The organism is Lacrimispora sp. (assembly GCF_046972725.1).
In the GTDB taxonomy this organism is placed as follows: Bacteria; Bacillota; Clostridia; order Lachnospirales; family Lachnospiraceae; genus Lacrimispora.
On sequence record NZ_JBKVXF010000005.1, the window covers coordinates 57290 to 76982 of the forward strand.

Here is a 19693-nt window from a genome sequence, read left to right on the forward strand (position 1 = left end):
GCGATAGGAATCTACTATTATTAAATAGTAACAATTACTAATATAATTATCGTTTATAGAAAGGGAGCGGCCATGAAAACATTAAAGTATAGCCGTCAGCGGGAATCAATCAAAGCTTGTTTGATGGCAAGGCATGATCACCCTACTGCCGACGCTCTATACACGTCCATCCGCGAAGAATACCCGAACATCAGCCTTGGCACCGTTTACCGGAATCTAAATCTTCTTGTAGAACTCGGTGAGATCCAGAAGCTGACCTGCGGAGACGGAGCAGACCACTTTGATGCCGACACATCACCCCACTATCACTTTGTATGCAAATCATGCGGGCAGGTCTGCGATATGCGCTTAGATTCTATGGAAGAAATCAATCATCTGGCTCAGGAACATGCGGAGGGGCAGGTGGACAGTCACACGATCTTCTTCTATGGTACATGCAAACATTGTTTGAGAAAAAATTCTTAATAAGACTTGACATAAGAAAAAAGTTGTGCTAAATTAATATCAGTAACAATTACTATTATTAATAGTATTCCACAGATAATTAAATTTTAAAATAAAGGAGACATGAGATCATGAAGAAATGGGTTTGTACTGTATGCGGTTATGTTCACGAAGGAGAGGCAGCTCCGGAATTCTGCCCAATCTGTAAAGCTGGTTCTGAAAAGTTCAAATTACAGGAAGGAGAGATGACCTGGGCCTGCGAGCATGAGATTGGTGTTGCTCAGGGTTCCCCGGAAGATATCATGAAGGATTTAAGAGCAAACTTTGAAGGAGAGTGCTCTGAGGTCGGAATGTATCTTGCCATGTCTAGAGCGGCTCATAGAGAAGGATATCCGGAGATTGGATTATACTATGAGAAAGCTGCTTTTGAAGAGGCAGAGCATGCTGCAAAATTCGCAGAATTACTTGGTGAATGTGTAACATCCAGCACAAAGAAAAACCTTGAAATGAGAGTTGACGCTGAAAACGGCGCGACTGCCGGTAAGTTCGATCTTGCAAAGCGTGCAAAGGCTTTAAATTTAGATGCAATCCATGATACCGTTCATGAGATGGCAAAAGATGAGGCTCGTCACGGCAGAGCATTCAAGGGCTTATTGGATAGATACTTTGGTTAATAGAATACCATAGATCAACAGGAGTTAAAACAGGAGGGTTCAAGATGTCAAAATATGCGGGAACAAAAACAGAACAGAACTTAAAAGATGCTTTTGCCGGAGAATCAATGGCAAGAAACAAGTATACCTTTTTCGCCTCAGCTGCTAAGAAGGCGGGCTATGAGCAGATGGCTTCTTTATATTTAGAAACAGCTGATCAGGAAAAAGAGCATGCCAAGATGTGGTTCAAAGAGCTTCACGGCATCGGTACCATGGAGGAAAACCTGGCTGCTGCTGCAGAAGGGGAAAACTACGAGTGGACCGACATGTATAAACGCATGGCAGCAGAGGCCAGAGAAGAAGGATTTGAAGAGCTGGCATTCAAATTCGAATTCGTGGGAAAGGTCGAAGCAGCCCATGAAAAGCGCTACTTAAAGCTTCTGGAAAGTTTAAAGAATGACAAGACCTTTAAGGGGGATGCTCCTCTTGGCTGGAAGTGCCGCAACTGCGGTTACATCCACGAGGGACCTGACGCTCCGGAGATCTGTCCTACCTGTGCACACCCGAAAGCCTATTTTGAAAGAAAAGTTGAAAACTACTAAAGAAAGAAACCGGTCTGGGATTATCCTGGACCGGCTTTTTTTATGGGCTGCCTCATATCTTGGTTTTTTTCCAGTATCATGGTATACTTATGTCAAATGAAAGAACCATAATTGATCGGGGACAGAACCATGATTCGAATTGCAATTGTAGAGGATGAACAGGAATACGTACAAACGCTGAAAAGCTATCTAAACCGATACGAAACGGAGCACGGCTTAAACTTCCGGATTGAGATCTTCTCCGACGGCCTTGACATTATTTCTGATTATACGTCTGTCTATGATATCATACTTTTGGATATTCAGATGAAGCACCTAAACGGAATGAAAACGGCAGAAAAAATCCGGGAATTTGATGAAGAGGTGATTCTTATCTTTATTACATCCTCTTCTCAGTTTGCCTTAGAAGGCTACATGGTCGATGCCCTGGGTTATGTGCTGAAGCCGGTGCCCTATCTTTCCTTTTCCCAGATATTAAATAAAGCTATCCGAAAAACGGAAAAAAGGCAGGAAACACACTACATAACCATCGATGTGGACGGCGGTACCATGCGCATCAATCTGGAGTCTGTCTATTATATTGAAAGCCAGCTTCACCATCTTTTAATCCATACGGAAAAAGGAAGCTATATCACACCGGGACCCATGAAACGGATGGAAGAAACACTAAAGACCTATGGATTTGCCAAATGCCACAATGCATATCTGGTAAGCCTTATGCATGTAACCGGTATTCTTCAAAGTCATGTGCTCCTCTCCTCCGGCCATAAGGTACCGGTCAGCCGTGCCCGGAAAAGACCATTTATGGACTGCCTGACCGATTATCTGGGAGGTTGAATAAATGGATTTTTCTCAATTGATGAACACGCCCCGGCCCTATACCGCACTTGCGGAGTGGAGCGCCTGTGTCATGTATATCCTGATGCTGCGAAGAAGACGGAAAGGCATTGCGCTGGCGGTATCCTTTCTGGGCATGTTCGGGCTCTTTTTTCTGCTCCATCTCATTGCCGGAATCCTTCCCTTATACTTGTGGTTCCCGGGAATGGCCGCTGCGATTTTACTGATCTTTTTCTGCATCTTCATTTCCTGTGAAGTGTCTCCTTATGATGCTTTGTTCCTTTGCGTGCGGGCTTTTGTTCTGGCTGAATTTGCAGCCTCTATGCAGTGGCAGCTTTATGTCTGGTGGGCTCTCCGGGTTCAGAGAGAGAACAGGATCTTTTCCCTCGTCATTATGGTTGTTACTTATTTATGTGTTTTTGCCTGGTATTATTGCCTTGAGAAAGAGCATATCTCAAAGGATGAAGGCATGGAGGTGGAGCGAAAGGAGCTTCTTGGTGCTGCCTCCATCGGACTGGGTGCATTTTTAATGAGCAATATCAGCTTTGTCATGCCCAATACTCCATTTTCCAGTGCTGCCGGTTCCCTGCTCTACGTCCGTACTCTGGTGGATTTTGGCGGGCTGATCATGCTGTTTGCCCAGCAAAACCGCAGGAAAGAGCTTCGGGTGCGCAGTGAGAATCACGCCATGAACGTGGTCCTTCAGCGGCAGTATGACCAGTACCGTATGGCCATTGACAATATGGAATTGCTGCGAAGGGAATTTCACGACTTAAAGCATTACATGATTGCCATCCGTGCAGAATCAGATCCTCAGAAAAAAGAACAGTATCTGCTTGAAATGGAAAAGGCCATCGTCACTCAGGAAGCCATGGCTGATACAGGAAATCAGGTCCTTGATGTTGTTCTTACTACAAAAAGCACCTATTGTACCCAGAATAAGATCACCTTCACCTGTATGGCGGATGGGAAGCTGATCTCCTTTCTCCATGTCAAAGATATCTGTTCCATTTTCGGCAATGCCCTTGATAATGCTATTGAATGTGTGTCCCAGTTTGAAGACCCTGAAAAACGGCTGATCACACTTTCTGTCTCTAAGAAAAATAACTTCTTAATGATTCAGTGTGAAAACTACTCAGAAAACCGTCTGGTCATGGCGGACAGCAAGCTGCCTTCTACCACTAAAAGCAATAAACTGTATCATGGTTACGGATTAAAAAGCATTCAGGCGGCGGCACAGAAATACGGCGGAACCATGACGGTTTCTTTCATGGATCACTGGTTTACCTTAAAGGTCTTGATTCCTGTTCCCTCAAAAGCTTTGGATTAAACGCCTGAGGGAACGGGGCATGGTCCCGGCTGCAGATGATCAATATGGGCCTTGGACGTTATGGGACGTGCAGAATGCTGCAATGAAGTTTCAGACCCAGCCTGGCATAAAAGCCCCCAAAGGACAATGGTTCCTTGCCTTTGCGAGCTTAAATACAGCTATGCTTCTATTTGCTATCATTTTTAAAAATAATCTTAAAGATAGGGAAAAATACCCAGAAGGAAATGGCAGAATTGATCAGCATGGTAATGACATCTGCAATGGTCTCTCCTCCCGCTCCCAGATTCAGTTCATTCATAAAAAAGTTATATACCGGCGCTTTATAAAGACCCTGAAGGGCTGCAGCACCGATGGTAATGATGAGGTAGGCGGCCACATACCACATGGCTGCTTTTGCGGCACTGTTGCTGGCCTTAAAGGTTACATTTCTCTGCAGACAGAAATTGATCACCTGTGCGATGGCCATGGTAATCTCCACGGCAAGGAAATATGCAAGGCCTCCGCCTCCGCCAGAAGACAGGGCTCCTGCCCCGTAATTGAATATATAATAGGGGGTTCCATCAAGGTTCGCTCCTACCTGCCATATCTGAAAATCCGTATTGACCAGAGAGGTCATTCCAAAAAGTCCCCGGAAAACCGGCATTAAAATCAGCTGCAATACCGTAACTCCGTTGGATACAAGAAAAAATATTAAAAATTGTGCAGCCGTCGGGTGTTTATGGGAAAATGTCTTCCACCCGGCTTTTATTCCTGCCAGCATGCACTCACCCCTTTCCATTTCCCGACAGCTTCTTTTCCAAAGCCCGGTTTGCTTTTGCATTGGCGAAATATCCGCCGATAATTTTTTTCAGACCCTTATAGTAATGTCCGTTGACCGCTAAAACCATCCCCTCTGCCATCTCCATGCTCACCGCTCCGCCTGTCATCTTTGCAATTCCCCGGAATGGCATGCTGTAGATGAACAAAAGGTTTAAGTCAGGTTTTCCCTTTGCTTCACTTTTTTTCTTTAAGCCGGCCAGTATCTTACACACCAGCCTTGCCAGAGAACTTTTCGCATACTGCATCTGGCAGAGGGCGTCGTTTAATCCTAATTCTCCGGACCATTTTCCCATGGGGATGGGATGCCCAAGCAGAGCCTCGAACTCTTTGTCCGGCACATCCCTGATTCTGCCGGAATAATATGATTTCAACCGTTCCGGCACATAGGGAAGCGCTTTTGTGGTTCCATTTACGGAAAGTGTCCCGCTTAACCTTATATCAGCCACACTTGCCCCGATCTGCACGGTATATTGGCCCTCTTCCACCTCAAACCCTTGGGTAACGGAATTCCAGTAGCGGAAGGTTTTATCATCAAAGGAAATGGTAACGGTTCTGCTTTCCCCTGCCTTTAAAAATACCTTTGCAAATCCCTTTAATTCCTTTTCCGGACGGAATATGGCTTCTCCCGGGCCTGATACGTAAAGCTGGGCCACTTCTTTTCCGTCTGCCTTTCCGGTATTGGTAAGGGTGAAGCGGACGCCGCTTTCTGTTACCAGAAGGCCGGAATATTCAAAGGTGGTGTAGGAAAGTCCATATCCAAAGGGATACCGGACAGGAATCTTTCCCGTATCATAATAGCGGTACCCCACATAAATGCCTTCCCGGTATTCGCTGTTTCTTTCCTCACTGGGAAAATACCGGAATGCAGGAGTATCTTCATATCGGACCGGGTACGTTTCACTTAAGCGTCCGGACGGGTTTACTTCTCCCGTTACGGCCCGCAGCATGGCGCCGGAACCGGCCTCTCCGCCCAAAAATCCGTGCAGAATGGCCTTACAGAGGCCGTGCCAGGGCATCTCGATGGCTGAGCCGGCACTGATGATTCCAACAACGTTAGAATTGACCCTTGCCAGGGCTTCCAGCAGTTTGATCTGATTGGTGGGCAGTTTCATGTGGCTGCGGTCCATTCCCTCAGTCTCACTTAGCTCATCAAGACCAAAGCAGTAAAGCACCACATCGGCCTTTGCCGCCAGTTCTTTCGCCTGATTCTCCAAGGCAGCATCCGGCTTGCCGTTTCGTAAATAGCCCTGGGCCACGCCCACGCAGGTTAAGGCAGAATCCTGAATCGCCGTCTTCATGGTTTCCAGTTTTATTGGCTTTACCAGAGAGGAACCAGCGCCCTGATAGCGGGGAACAAGGGCAAAGTCTCCCACCAGAGCTACCTTGCAGCCTGCTTTTAACGGAAGAAGCTCCTGGTCATTTTTTAAAAGGACAATGCTTTCCTCTGCGGCTTTTCCCGCCAGTCTGTGATGAGCTTCCTGGTCAAAGGTTTTATTTACAGCTTCCTGGTTCTTTGTCAGGTGAAGCACAGCGTTTAGAAGGTCATCCACACAGGTATCCAGTTCTTCCATAGTCAATTGCTCCTCTTCTATGGCTTTTATCACCTGTCTGGCAGAATCAAGGCCAGGGGAAGGCATTTCCAGATTGGACCCGGCGGCTACACCTTTTACATGGTCGTTGGAGCCGCCCCAGTCTGTGATCACAATGCCGTCAAACCCCCACTCCTTACGCAGGATATCCTGCAATAGATGTTTATTTTCATTGGCATACGTTCCGTTTACCTCGTTATAGCTGGTCATAATGGATTTGGCGCCGCCTTCCTTGACGGCAATCTCAAATCCTTCCAAATAAATTTCCCGAAGGGTTCTTTCATCCAGAACGGCATTCATGGCCATACGCCTGAGTTCCTGGCTGTTGACTGCGAAATGCTTGGGGCATGCATAGACTCCCCGGCTCTGGATTCCTCTTACATAGGACGCCGCCATTTTCCCGGCCTGATAAGGGTCCTCGGAGAAATATTCAAAGTTTCTTCCGCACAGGGGGCTCCTTTTGATATTGAGCCCCGGCCCTAACAATACGTTTACTCCCAGCGCAGAGGCTTCCTCACCAAGGGCGTTCCCAATCTCCTCGCAAAGAGCCTCATCCCAGCTGTTGGCAACTGTGGCTGCGGTGGGAAAGCAGGTTGCGGGAAGGGAGGGGTTTAATCCCAGATGGTCCCCTTCCCTTGCCTGTTTACGGATTCCATGAGGGCCATCGGAACAAAATATGGAAGGAATGCCAAGCCGGTCGATATTCCGGGACTGCCATACATTTTTTCCGCTCAATATGGCTGCCTTTTCTTCAATTGTCATCTTTTCAATGATTTCTGTATGTCTCATGCTTGATTCCTTCCGTTAGCTCTGCTCGTTCACTCCGTCAGATTCCCGCTTCTTTTTATATTGATTAAAAATTCTTAATTCCAAAGCAACAAAACCTGCGGCCAGAATCACATCTACAGCAATGGCTGCGATCTGCCAGTTCAACAGGCCCACCTTTGCATTGTCTCCCTCGTATGCCCGGCTGTTTACAACGGTGTACATGATATTTTTGGAGGCTTTGCGCATTGCAAGCAGGCTGGTGGCGCTGGTGGTATCTTTCAAATGGTTGGTCTCGGTGTCATAAGCAACCAGCATGGCATCGTTGCCGTTGCGTATTGCCTGGTCTGCATTCTGGTAGCCGTACCCGCCGAAATAATCCGTCAGTACCAGGCCACGAAAGCCCCATTCGTCTCTCAGCACTTTGTTGAGAAGTTCATCAGAAGCTCCGGCATATTCAGTCCCGATGTAGTTGAACGAAGACATCACTGCCTTTGCTTTGCCCTCCTTGACTGCAATCTCAAAAGGTTTTAAATAGATCTCCCGGATTGCCTGTTCATCGGCCCAGGTACAAAGCATGTTGCATCGGTTTGTTTCCTGGTCATTCAATGCAAAGTGCTTGATATAACCATATACTCCGTAGTGCTCCGCTCCACGGACTGCACTGGCTGCCATCTTTCCGCCTAAAACTCCGTCTTCGGAATAGTACTCAAAATTACGTCCTCCGAATGCAGAGCGGTGGGTATTCATCGCAGGCGCATACCAGCCGGATACATCCATCTCGTCTGCCATCTTTCCAATGCTTTCGCCAAAGGCCTCTGCAATGTCCTGATTCCAGGTGGAAGCGATCATCACTGCAGACGGGAATCCGATGGAACCGGTTCCGGTAAAGTTATTGTTAATGGAGGCAGGGCCGTCACAGTCCACAGTTCCTACCTTTTTTACGCTTCTGGCCGCGGAAGTCTGATATCCTCCGATGGCTACCATGGTATCCATCTCCGTTACCGTTAGCTGGTCAAGCAGCTTCTCCCACTGAGGATCGTCATAAGAAAGACCCCGCATGGCGGCAAGAGATAATCCATTCTTCGCACCCGTGACTGGAGCCACATCGGATGCGTTGTTATAGTCTTTTGGGTTATAGTTGCTGTTATTAAGGAAGGTCTTTTTATATTCTTCCGGCAGAGTCATTGATTCAGGAGCAGCGGTGGCTTCTTTATAGTTTGCAAAACCGTCGGCCCGGGAAAGACAGGTAAGCGCTCCTTTGGCATCTTCAAAGCGGTTTACGGCTGCCGTATCATCAGAAACCCGTGGATTGGCTTCATCATAAACCAGTTCAGAAGAAACAGCATAGTTTTGCTCTGCAATGACCGTATGGGAGTCAGAGCGGATGGAAATGCCATAATCTCCTGCCTCCAGAACATAAGAGCCTTTTCCATTGGCATCATAGGAGGCCATGTCTTCTGCCGGGAAGGTGATTTTTACCGTCTCAGAAGCGCCTGGTTCCAGAATCCCTGTCTTGTCAAAAGCGATTAAGTTTGCAGATGCTTTCTCAATGCCTCCGTTGGTATAAGGAGGATTATAATAGACTTCCACTACGTCCTTACCGGCCCTGTCTCCCGTATTGGTTACGGTCACATCAAAGGAAATCTGACCCTCTGCTTCGGTTAATGGCCCCATCTTCTGGGAAAACGTGGTATATGACAATCCATAGCCAAAAGGATAAAGGACGGTTTTGCCGTAGTCGATCAGACCTTCCTCTGCCGCCGTCTCATAGAAACGGTATCCTACATAAATGCCTTCCACATAATTGACAAAGCTTGGGTAGGTTGCCTCCCCCTTAAATGCCTTGCCTGCAAATTCCTTCATATTGTCATAGACAAAGCTTCCAAAGTTTTTAAAATCAGGAGTTGCTTTCAAATCGGTGACAAAGGTATCACTGGTCTTTGCGGAAGGATTCACGCTTCCGCTTACGATCTCGCCAAGGCCTTCAAAGCCGGACTGGCCGGTTCCCGGACACCAGACAGCGCTTTTGATCTGGCTGTAATCCTTTAAGAAGCCAAGTTCCATGGCATTGGCACCGTTATATACGAAAACGACTTTGTCAAAATTGGAACATACCAGATCAACCATATCCTTTTCGGTCTGGCTGAGCTGAAGGTAATGCTCTCCCTTTTCAAAATCTTTATAGTCTTTGGAGTTGTCGGTATAGGTCACTGCACTGACATCGGACGGCAGGTCCGCACCTTCTCCGCCCACACGGGTGATGACGATCATTGCCGTATCGGAGAATTCTTTGGCATCCGATATCAATTCGCTGGTGTAAGAAGCCCTGACCGGCTCCGGAAGGGTCCAGTCCTGTTCCCACATCCCAACCTGTGGACGGTCTGCCCGGTATGATGTGTAAAAGTCAGACAGTCCGGTATTCAGCTTAAATCCGGCATGCTCCAGTCCCTGAAGCAGAGAAACGGTCTCATAGGCATCGGAAAGAGAACCGGATCCGGTACCTCCATAACATGGATTGGTGGAGGCCCAGCCAAAGACATTTAACTTAGTATCCGTCTTTAAGGGGAGCAGATTATCCTCATTTTTCAAAAGAACGATTCCCTCTTCTGCGATTTCCGTGCAAAGTCTGGTGGCCTCCTCAGACGTTTCTTCTGAGATGGTACCGCTGCCGGTGGCAAGAGAAATCAGGCTGGACATGGGGCCCCAGCAGATCAAGTTCACAACAATGACAACGGCCAGAACAATGGCCATGATGCCCTGTCTCCGGATCATATACTTTGCTGCGCCCTTTTTCTTTCGAAAGGCCACCATCGCTGCGATTACGGCTGCTGCCACAACCGCAAGACCAATCAAATAGGGTACACAAAGATTGACAATCTTCATGACATCATCAATATTAACCTGTAACATTTCTTTCATCCTCCTCAATACAAATTACCGCAGGCCTGTGTGGTATACTGTCACTTTAACATAAATTCGGACTTAAGAGATGTTCTCCTGCATAACTGGTAGGAATCCCGGCACAACCAGCAGGCAGATTTTCCTATACGATAAAAAAAGCTTCCGGCAGATTCGGAAGCTTTTGACACCAGTCAGAGGGACTGTTTTTTTTTCGTCTCCATTTTATATTGTTTCACAGTTATTTTCTCATACTTTTTAAATACCTTGCTGAAATAGCTGCTTTCATTATAGCCAAGGCGAAAGGCCACATCTGCAATGCTGTCCTCGGTAAAATAAAAATACCCCTTGGCCAGATGCATCTTTTTCATATGGATATACTCTGTGACACTGACTTTTAACTGTTCCCGGAATATGCGGCTTAGATATCCCTGGCTGATGGCACAGTTTTCTGTAATGGTGTTAAGAGTAATATCTTCTTTGATATGATTTTCTATGAAGAGGAATATATTTTCCAATAAGGAATAACGGTTAATGCTGTTTTGCTGAAACAGATAATCCATCACCCGGAACAGCCAGAGCTCCGATGTCTTCCGGTCAAGGATCAGGGCTTCATTAATAGGAAATAGTTCTCCGATCTCTACCTTTTCATCGTAGACCATTCTGGTATCCAAAAGATTCTGTCCCATAAAGGTAAAAATCTTAATCAGTCTTAACGAATCTCCTCCTGCCATGGCATAAATCCCGTCGATAATCCCGGAAAGGCTCCTGTAAAATTCTCCAAAATCCTTCTGCCTCAGAAGCATGGCAAGTGCCTCCTGATGATTCATGGCCGTATCTTCATGATCCGTCTTATAGTTGTCCAGTATTTTCTTTAAGTGATTCCATGTGACTGGTTTCTCTAAAACCTCCTTCACTTCATCTCTTGCCATACTCCTGACAAATATATGAGAAGAAAAGCCGGACAGCATATAAATGGTTATTTCGGGATTGGACTGATGAATGATCCTGCTGGCTTCCAGTCCGGTCATACCCGGCATCATCATATCCATAAATACAATGTCTATGGAGTCTTCCTGGCATGCTCTTACGGCGCTCTCTCCACTGCCTGCCACCCGGACTACCTGAAATGATTCTTCCCTGGATATTAAGATTTTCAAGGCTTCCTGCATTAAAATATCATCATCTGCAATCAGAACCCTATACATGATTATTCCGTCCTTTCTTCATAATGTTCGGGCCAGATCAGAACGCTTTTCCCCCCCTTGTTCCTGGTGCTTTCCGATATGATTTTATACTCTTCACCAAAAAGCCGTCTCATTTTCTCCCTGGCATAATCTTTTCCTAATTTAATATAATATCCTTCATGCTTGTCCTTAAACATCTCATATTTGGCTTCTAATTCCACTTCTGAAAGACCGGGACCATCGTTGGTGATCTCAAGGACCAGGCTGTTATTTCTGATGGAACCGCCTATGGATATCTTTCCTCCCTGTTTTTTTAATGCGATTCCATTATACAGGGCATCCTGAATAAATGGAAGAAGGATCCCGGAAGGCATCTTTCTCATATGCATCTCCCTTGGTACCTGGATGGAGTAATTGAGCCTGTCTCCCAGTTTTTTACTTTGGATCAGAAAATACTTTTCTGCATGATCCAGCTCTTTTGATATAGGTACAAACGTTCCCTTTTCCATACATTTATATTTGGTATATTCAATAAAAGAACCCAAAAATTCCTGAAATTGCTCTGTATCCTCCATAATGGACAAATTCATGAGAGAAGTCATCACCTCCATCATTTCACAGGGGTTGAAATTCATCTTTAATTCCTGCAGCTCCATGTTCTTTTTTGCGATCTCTTTTACAAGAAGCTGGTTTGCTCCCTGGATTTTTTTGATCCGGCTCTTTAATGCACCCTCATGAAGATGTTTGCTTACTTCATTTTCACTGAGCTGGTTGATCACAAGGAAAACCAGATTGGCTATATCAAGAAATTTCTCATATGGGACAACCGGAATATCTTTCCGAAGCTCCTCACTCTTTTCTCTTACTTCCTCCGACTGGGCGGAACGCATGACCGAAGCCAGACGGCTTACGGACTCAGGGGCATCAAAGCACTGGACCTGTCCTCCGATAAAGCCTCCCAGATAGTTCCCTCTGACAATGATGGGAATCGCCATCTCTAACAGTCCGCAAGGGCAGAAATATACATTTGCCTTCTTTGTTACGGCTGCCTGTATGGAGCCAAAGGCATCAGAGGATTTACAGCGTTCAATGGCCTCTTCACTGTTTCGGACCTGCCTGCAGAAACTGGAAAAATGTGTGGAATCCGTAATCGGTTCCCCCCGAAAATCCACCGTAACAAAAGCCACGCCGGTCGCTTTTGAAAGACTCTCCTGGATATTCTCCAGTTTCTCCTTTCCAAACAGGTGGATAATATCCAGTTTTGTCATATTCCCTTCTTCATCCATGCTGAAGTAGTCATCCGTTGAATCTGACTGAATTTCAGCTAAATGAATCAGTTCCTGATATTCTTCCATCTTATAACCTCCCTTTGCTACTATGTTATGTTTGCCATCTTCTGAAAAACGATTCGTTTCTTTATCAGAATAACACAAGAAGACCGGGCTGTCATACAAAACAGCTCGGTCTTATGATTTTTTTATCCGTTTATGCCATTCTCCCTGCCTTCGTAAATATCCAACAGAATCTTCTGTATTTCAGGACCTCCGATTTTCGTAGGAGTGGTGGCAAAACAGGCATCCATAAGAGCATTATCTACCATGTTTTTTAACTGCTTTTCATATTCCGTCCGGTCAATTCCCAGTTCCTTAACAGAAGACGGCATATTCATGCAGCGCATCAGAGCCGTAATCAGCCCTTTTATTGCTTTTACCGCAATTCCAGGATCATCCTTTGATTCTGCCAGCTGTACCTTTAACGCCAGGGCGGCATACTTCTTCATAATCTCCTGGTTGTGACAATTATACTCAATCACATGATTTAACAAAATAGCATTGGCCAGGCCATGGGGAATATGAAAGGTTCCGCCAAGCTGATGGGCGATGCTGTGATTTACTCCAAGGCCGGCCGTATTAAATGCAATTCCTGCAAGCGTTGAGGCCTCCTGCATCATGGTTCTGGCTTTTATATCACTTCCATCCATATAGCAGCCCAGAAGAGATTTTATTAAAAGCTCTACTGACTTTTCTGCCATGGCATCAGAAAAGACATTGGCGCCTGTGGCAACATAAGCCTCTAATGCATGAGTCAGTACATCCATACCTGTATTGGCCGTAACAGCCTGAGGAACTGACAGTGTCAGTGCCGGATCTAAGATGGCTGCATCAGGGAGTATTTCATCTGACGAAATCAGATGCTTGCTCTTATTATCGGGATCTGTGATAACAGAAGCTGAAGTCACCTCAGAACCGGTTCCGCTGGTTGTGGGAACAGCAATAAAGAGAGGCTTTTTTACCAATTCCTTTACCATGGAAAAATAAATGATTCCTTTTGCAGTGTCAATGGCAGAACCGCCTCCAAAGCCTATGACAATATCAGGCTTTACCTGATACATCATACAAAGCCCCGATCCCACCACCTGAATGGTAGGATCAGGAATAGCTTTGTCAAATAATTCTACAACATTACTGGAACCAAGAATGTCTGTTAAATACTTAACAGTTCCATTTTCTGAAAGAAACTTATCACAAACTATCAAAATCCGCTTATTTTTTAAGCCCCTTAAATACGCTCCCGCTTGCTGGCCCTGGTGTATTCTGGTTTTCATGTATACATTTGACATGTGCGTTTCTCCTTTTTATTCCATCGATAGCAGCTATAACCGCTTTATCGGATGCTGAATGCATCAGTGAGAACGCATTTCCGTTTTCTGCAGAAAGATCTTGCTGAGGTAAGACCTTCTCCGGTAGGCCCTGCAATGGTAAATGTGGTATGGCCTTCTCCGCCTGCACCGATTCCTGCAAATGACGGTGCATTCTTTACAAAGATCGTTGTTTCTAACATCTTTGCCATCTTGCTTAATTTCTCTACGCTCTGAGAGTGCATAATCGCTGTATGGCGGTTTCCATGTTCTGCTTCATACGCGTACTCAATGGCGGTATCTACGTCAGGTACACGTACGATCGGAAGGATAGGCATCATCATTTCTTCCTGTACAAACAAATCATCCTTTGGCACTTCCATGATAATAACACGAACGGAATCCGGTACCTTTACTCCCAGCTTATCCATGATATAGACTGCGCTCTTTCCAACAAAAGGAGTCTTTGGGCCACCCTTTTCTGTGGTTACAAGCGCCTTTAATTCCTCGATCTGCTGTTTATCTGTCATCAGATAAGCACCGTTTTCCTTCATATACTGAATCAGATGATCGCAGATGGAATCTACTGCAAATACCTCTTTCTCTGCAATGCAAGGAACGTTATTGTCAAAGCTTGCCCCATCAACGATATCTTTTGCTGCTTTTTTAATGTCAGCGGTTTCATCAACAACGACCGGAGGATTGCCTGCACCTGCACCGATTGCTTTCTTTCCGGAAGAAAGCACTTTCTTTACGATCGAAGGGCCACCGGTAGCAACTAAAAGGCGAACCTTTGGACTGCTTATCATTTTCTCCGTGTTCTCTAAAGACGGCTCTTCCACCATTGCGATCAGGTTGGAAGGAGCACCGGCTTCTATTAAGGCTTTGTTCAGCATCTTAACAAGAAGTCTGGAAACCTTTTTCGCTCTTGGATGAGGGCTGAAAAGAACTGTATTTCCACCTGCGATCATGGAAATGGAGTTGTTAATAATTGTCTCTGTCGGATTGGTGGTTGGAGTGATGGAACCAATGACACCAAAAGGACAATACTCGATTAAAGTAAGGCCGTTATCACCTGTTACTGCCTCGGAAACCAGATCTTCTGTTCCAGGAGTCTTTTCAGCTGCCAGACGGTTCTTAATGAGCTTATGCTCATAGTGGCCGATCTCAGTCTCCTCCACTGCCAGTCTGGAAATCAGTTCTAAGTTTTCTTTATTCAAAATTGTTTTGCGGATCACATCCACATATTTCTGACGGTCAGCCATGCTGGTGTAAAGAAGCTTTTTCTGTGCCTTCTCGGAAGCCTCAATTGCTTCATCCATTGTTGCGAAAAGGCCGTATCCTTCTACCTTCTTCTCTGTTACATTCATGATCTGTTCTGACTGAATCTCACGCAAAACCTGTTCTACCATTTGTTCAATTGCTTTTAAATCCATATCCACCTGTCTCTACCTGCTTTCCCTTATTGTGAATCTGTTTTAGTAATCCTTACCGCTCTTTCTGATGATCACATAGTCGCCGTTGCTTAATGAGAATGCATTGGCTTCATCCACATCTACATGCATTTCCAATGAAAACTGATCCGATACACGAACCAGAACATCTCCAAACACACCGCGTCTTTCACCAAATGCCTCCACTTCCACCATATCCTTGTCTTTCAGACCCCATGCATCTGCCTGGGCAGGCGTCATGTGAATATGGCGTAAAGCGACAATCGCACCACTTGAAAGAGAAACTGTACCTTTAGGACCAATTAAATCCAGTCCAGGAGTTCCTTCAAGGTCTCCGGATTCCTTTATGAGAGGACGGATTCCAAGACGGAAGCTGTCGGTCTTTGATACCTCAACCTGACTTTGTTTCCTCACTGGTCCAAGAATCCGTACCCGTTCAAATTCTCCCTTAGGGCCTCGTATTGTTACTGTCTCATTGCATGCGAACTGTCCGGGCTGTTTTAAGTCGCCCTTCTTGGTCAGCTCATAATCTTTTCCATAAAGTATGTCTAAATCCTGTCTGGATACATGGACATGCCGGTTCGATACCCCAATGGGAACTTTATGTGTATCATAATCTTTGATTTTCTCAATTACCCGCTTGGTAACAAGCTTGATTAATTCTTCTTTATCCATGATTCCCTTTTCCTTTTGAACTGATTTTTACCCGCTATTTATAATTTTGGTAAAATTTTCTCTACATCTGTATGAGGTCTTGGAATCACATGCTGAGATACCACTTCCCCTACATTGGCTGCTGCGGCTGCACCTGCGTCTACGGATGCTTTTACAGCACCTACGTCTCCGCGGACCATGACAGTCACAAGACCGGAACCAATTTTTTCATATCCGATCATTGTTACGTTCGCTGCTTTTGTCATTGCATCTGCTGCTTCAATTGCACCTACAAGACCTTTTGTTTCAACCATTCCTAATGCTTCATTTGACATTTGTTTTTCCTCCTGATTATTTGTTATACTAACATTCTATTAAAAGGCCAGTTGTTTTAATATCCATGCCTTATCGGTTTCTTCCCATGAAAATCCCTGATTGGTCCTTCCAAAATGCCCGTAAGCGGCTGTCTTCTGGTATTGAGGTCTCCGAAGCTTTAATTCGGAAATACAATCGGAAACTCCAAAGGAGAACACATTTTTTACAATTGCCTCAATCTGGCTGTCTGAGATGGTTCCGGTTCCAAAAGTATTGACCGTGATCGCTTCCGGCTCTATTCCTCCGATGACATATGCAAGCGCCACTTCACACCTCTTTGACAGACCTGCGGCTACTACGTTCTTTGCCACATAGCGGGCCATATAGGCAGCCGAACGGTCCACCTTGGTGGGGTCTTTTCCGGAAAAAGCTCCTCCGCCATGCTTTCCAATGGTGCCATAAGTATCCACCATAAGTTTTCTTCCGGTGACTCCCGTATCTCCTGCCGGACCTCCGATGACAAACCGTCCGGTAGGATTGATATGTATTCTCGTCTCCGGAGTGATAAAACCGGAATCGATTACCGGTTCAATCACCGTACAGCGGATAAATGCACTTAATACTTCCCGTGTCACGGCTTCGCTGTGCTGGGCAGATACAACAATGCTGTGGATTCCCACAGGCTCTCCTGCCTGATTGTAACGCACGGTGACCTGGGTCTTTCCATCGGGATATAAAAAGGATGCTCCCTGGGTCTTTCTGACCTTATCAAGCTGCTCTGCCAGGCGGTTCGCCAGATAACATGGCAGCGGCATCAGGCTCTCCGTTTCATTGACTGCGTAGCCGTACATGACACCCTGGTCTCCTCCGCCAAGCACTTCCTTTTCTCCGTCTCTGCCTTTGGTGACGCCAAGGGAAATGTCCGGAGACTGATTATGTATGTTGGTAAAGATCATACAGGTATCTGCATCAAACCCTTTCCCATGTTCCACATATCCAATATCCCGGATAATCTCCCTGGCTTTTTCCACCACGTCAATCCGGGCCGTTGAGGTGACTTCTCCTGCCAGCATCAGGGTATTCGTAGAAGCCATCGCCTCTACTGCCACCCTTGATGAAGGATCCTCTTTCAGATAAGCATCTAAGATTCCATCTGCAATCTGGTCACAGACTTTATCCGGATGCCCCTGTGTTACGGATTCGGAGGTCACGAAATACGTTCTTTCCTCGCACCCTTCCAACATATTCATTAACCTGCTTTCTCAATGATTAACGGAGGGCGAAGCCGTCAGTCAGCGTACACCTTCTCCTCCGTGTGAAATGTCTTGCAGTTGCAGTTCCTTCTCCGGTCGCAGTTGCAACCGTAAAACTGGCGTGCCCTTCAAGATCAAATCCAACTCCCAGTAAAGACGGGCCGTTTTTCACAAATACAGAAGTCTGCATCTTCTGTGCCGCGCGGCTTAAATGTCCGATACACTGGGAATGAATGGTAGCAGTGTGCTTGAGCCCCTGCTCCACCTCAAAAGCCGTCTCTAATGCCTCATCAAATCCGGAAACCTTAATCAGGGGAACCAGGGGCATTAAAAGCTCAAGGGTTGCAAAGGGATGGGTCTTATCCGTCTCTGCCACAATCAGCTTCACAGGAGAAGAACAGGAGATTCCTGCGCTGGCAAGTATCTTATCAGCACTTTTTCCTTCCAGCTTTTTATTCACCATCAGATCTTCTGTTACGGCGACTTTAAGAAGCTTTCTGATCTCTTCCTCATTCTTTACGTAATAGACCCCGTTCTTTAAAAGCTCATAGATAAAAGCGTCGGCGGCCTGCTCTGTCACAACAATGCATTTTTCAGAAGTACACATTAAGTTGTGGTCAAAGGCAGCACCCCGGACAATGTCATAAGCGGCCTGCCTGATATCAGCCGTCTCATCTACGATAGCAACCGGGTTTGCCGGTCCTGCCGCAATCACCCGCTTGCAGGAAGCCATTGCCTGGTTAAGGGAGTCCGCACAACCGGTACACACCACAAGGTCTACATCCGGATGGCTCATGATCTCCTTTGTATATCCCATAAGACTTTCATGAAGGGTTACCACAAGATCCGGAATATTACAGGCGCTTAATACGGCATTGCTGATCACTGCCGTCACCAGCTGGGATACCCGCAGTGCTCTCGGATGAGGGCAATGTACCACGCCGTTTCCTGCTGCAAGGATACCAATGGTATTATTGATCAGGGTCGCACAAGGGCTGGTGGAGGGCTGAACTGCACACACAACACCTACCGGCGCAAGCTCATAAAGAGTCATGCCGTGATCACCTGTATTGACTTCTGAAACAAGATCCTCCACACCTGGAGTTTTTTCTATGGCAAGACGAATCTTCTCCGTCTTATCCGCTTCATTTCCCATACAGGTCTCTGCTACCGTCAGTGCCGCCAGTTCTCCTGCCATGGGACGAAGGGCTTCCCTTACTGCTTCTACTACTTTACGCCGTTCATTTAAAGTCAGCTCCGCATATTTTGCGGACGCAGTCTTTGCTGCTGATACCGCAGCCGTAACACTGGAGTAAATACTGCTAATCATATGATTTCTTACCTCCTTTCCTGTTAAGCTGATAAGGAGAGCCTTCTAGCCTACGACGGTATCAACGATTCCAATAATCGCCATATCGATCACGGCTTCACGCTTCTTCTTATCTACGCGGACAGAAGAACCCTGGCCAATCAAAACCGTTTCGCCGACTCCTGCCCCTACATAATCCACCGCCACTTCTTCAGAATCTATAAAATTACCCTGGGAATCAATCCTGCGAACGATCATTAGTTTGTAGCCCGTCAGTGTCTCATCCTTCCTGGTGGCTACAACAGTACCTGTAATCTTTGCCAGTCTCACTTTTATTCCCTTTCCTTTCCAGGACACAAAGTTCCCCACGAACTTTGTGTACCAACGAAATCCTGAAATTAATTTTTATTTTCTGCGTCCGACCATTTTTTTAGCTGCGGAGGGGGGTACAGAAGATTCCTGTGCCGGTTTTACTTCTGATTTCACTTCTGGTTTAACTTCTGTCTCTGCTTCTGTCTTTTCTTTTGTTTCCGGTTTTTCCGTCTCTTTTATAACTTCTTTTACGGGTTCTTCCTGGAGAGCCTTCTCTTCATTTTCTGTCTGCTTTTGCAAATTTGCAGAACCGGCTGGCTGGGAAGGGACCTCATCCTTTGTATTTTGGGCAGCTCCAAAAATCTGCTCCACAGAATCTGCAGGCCGGGCAATGACTTTAAAGGACACCAGTTTCTGGTTTTCCAATCCTGTCTGCTTTCCTGCGCTTACAGCCGCATTGACTGCTCCCACATCTCCGGCAACCTTGATGGTCATATAGCCCTGACCTTTGGAGTTTTCAATCTCCAGAATCGTAACATTGGCTGCTTTGACCATGGTATCTGCTACCAGCACTGCCGTTGACAATCCCTGGATCTCAACCAATCCTAATGCCTGTTTCATCGTATCACCT

At 46.1% G+C, this 19693-nt stretch carries 18 protein-coding genes; 5 read left to right on the forward strand and 13 right to left on the reverse strand.

Annotated features, from left to right (window positions below):
* Positions 1-72: 72 nt before the first annotated feature.
* From ACLTWA_RS15915 to ACLTWA_RS15935, 5 genes are all read left to right on the forward strand, one after another.
* Entirely contained in the window at positions 73-465 is a 393-nt protein-coding gene (locus ACLTWA_RS15915; RefSeq protein ID WP_412328881.1) for a transcriptional repressor, read from the forward strand.
* 110 nt (positions 466-575) lie between these two features.
* Positions 576-1118: an NADH peroxidase gene (locus ACLTWA_RS15920; RefSeq protein ID WP_412328882.1), complete on the forward strand. Its 543-nt coding sequence runs from the start codon at positions 576-578 to the stop codon at positions 1116-1118.
* A gap of 44 nt (positions 1119-1162) precedes the next feature.
* Positions 1163-1699, forward strand: a complete 537-nt coding sequence (rbr, locus tag ACLTWA_RS15925) for a rubrerythrin (RefSeq protein WP_412328883.1) — start codon at positions 1163-1165, stop codon at positions 1697-1699.
* A 129-nt stretch (positions 1700-1828) separates the two neighbouring features.
* Entirely contained in the window at positions 1829-2536 is a 708-nt protein-coding gene (locus ACLTWA_RS15930; RefSeq protein ID WP_412328884.1) for a LytR/AlgR family response regulator transcription factor, read from the forward strand.
* A gap of 4 nt (positions 2537-2540) precedes the next feature.
* Positions 2541-3866, forward strand: coding sequence for an ATP-binding protein (locus tag ACLTWA_RS15935; protein WP_412328885.1), 1326 nt, complete (start codon positions 2541-2543; stop codon positions 3864-3866).
* A gap of 166 nt (positions 3867-4032) precedes the next feature.
* Here ACLTWA_RS15935 and ACLTWA_RS15940 read toward each other — a convergent pair whose 3' ends face one another.
* The 13 genes from ACLTWA_RS15940 to ACLTWA_RS16000 form a co-directional block, all read right to left on the reverse strand.
* On the reverse strand, positions 4033-4626 hold the full coding sequence (locus tag ACLTWA_RS15940) for a hypothetical protein (protein ID WP_412328886.1): 594 nt from the start codon (positions 4624-4626) through the stop codon (positions 4033-4035).
* Between the two features lie 4 nt (positions 4627-4630).
* Positions 4631-7063: a glycoside hydrolase family 3 C-terminal domain-containing protein gene (locus ACLTWA_RS15945; RefSeq protein ID WP_412328887.1), complete on the reverse strand. Its 2433-nt coding sequence runs from the start codon at positions 7061-7063 to the stop codon at positions 4631-4633.
* Positions 7064-7078: 15 nt separating this feature from the next.
* A complete protein-coding gene (locus tag ACLTWA_RS15950) occupies positions 7079-9952 on the reverse strand; it encodes a glycoside hydrolase family 3 N-terminal domain-containing protein (protein ID WP_412328888.1) in 2874 nt (957 codons plus the stop codon).
* A gap of 182 nt (positions 9953-10134) precedes the next feature.
* The gene (locus ACLTWA_RS15955; protein WP_412328889.1) at positions 10135-11148 is read right to left on the reverse strand and encodes a response regulator; all 1014 of its coding nucleotides are present in this window, start codon (positions 11146-11148) and stop codon (positions 10135-10137) included.
* Positions 11149-11150: 2 nt separating this feature from the next.
* Positions 11151-12482, reverse strand: coding sequence for a PocR ligand-binding domain-containing protein (locus tag ACLTWA_RS15960; RefSeq protein ID WP_412328890.1), 1332 nt, complete (start codon positions 12480-12482; stop codon positions 11151-11153).
* Positions 12483-12604: 122 nt separating this feature from the next.
* Complete coding sequence (locus ACLTWA_RS15965) at positions 12605-13747, reverse strand: 1-propanol dehydrogenase PduQ (RefSeq protein ID WP_412328891.1); 1143 nt, start codon at positions 13745-13747, stop codon at positions 12605-12607.
* A 44-nt stretch (positions 13748-13791) separates the two neighbouring features.
* On the reverse strand, positions 13792-15207 hold the full coding sequence (locus ACLTWA_RS15970) for an aldehyde dehydrogenase family protein (protein WP_412328892.1): 1416 nt from the start codon (positions 15205-15207) through the stop codon (positions 13792-13794).
* Positions 15208-15243: 36 nt separating this feature from the next.
* On the reverse strand, positions 15244-15894 hold the full coding sequence (locus tag ACLTWA_RS15975; RefSeq protein ID WP_412328893.1) for a phosphate propanoyltransferase: 651 nt from the start codon (positions 15892-15894) through the stop codon (positions 15244-15246).
* Positions 15895-15932: 38 nt separating this feature from the next.
* Positions 15933-16208, reverse strand: coding sequence for a propanediol utilization microcompartment protein PduA (gene pduA, locus ACLTWA_RS15980; protein WP_394523822.1), 276 nt, complete (start codon positions 16206-16208; stop codon positions 15933-15935).
* A gap of 39 nt (positions 16209-16247) precedes the next feature.
* Positions 16248-17432: a methionine adenosyltransferase gene (gene metK / locus ACLTWA_RS15985; RefSeq protein ID WP_412329100.1), complete on the reverse strand. Its 1185-nt coding sequence runs from the start codon at positions 17430-17432 to the stop codon at positions 16248-16250.
* A gap of 25 nt (positions 17433-17457) precedes the next feature.
* Positions 17458-18771, reverse strand: coding sequence for an aldehyde dehydrogenase (locus ACLTWA_RS15990; RefSeq protein ID WP_412328894.1), 1314 nt, complete (start codon positions 18769-18771; stop codon positions 17458-17460).
* A gap of 45 nt (positions 18772-18816) precedes the next feature.
* A complete protein-coding gene (locus ACLTWA_RS15995) occupies positions 18817-19080 on the reverse strand; it encodes a EutN/CcmL family microcompartment protein (protein WP_412329101.1) in 264 nt (87 codons plus the stop codon).
* Positions 19081-19155: 75 nt separating this feature from the next.
* Positions 19156-19683 (reverse strand): BMC domain-containing protein, encoded by a 528-nt coding sequence (locus tag ACLTWA_RS16000; protein ID WP_412328895.1) that lies wholly within the window; start codon positions 19681-19683, stop codon positions 19156-19158.
* Between the last annotated feature and the right edge of the window lie 10 nt (positions 19684-19693).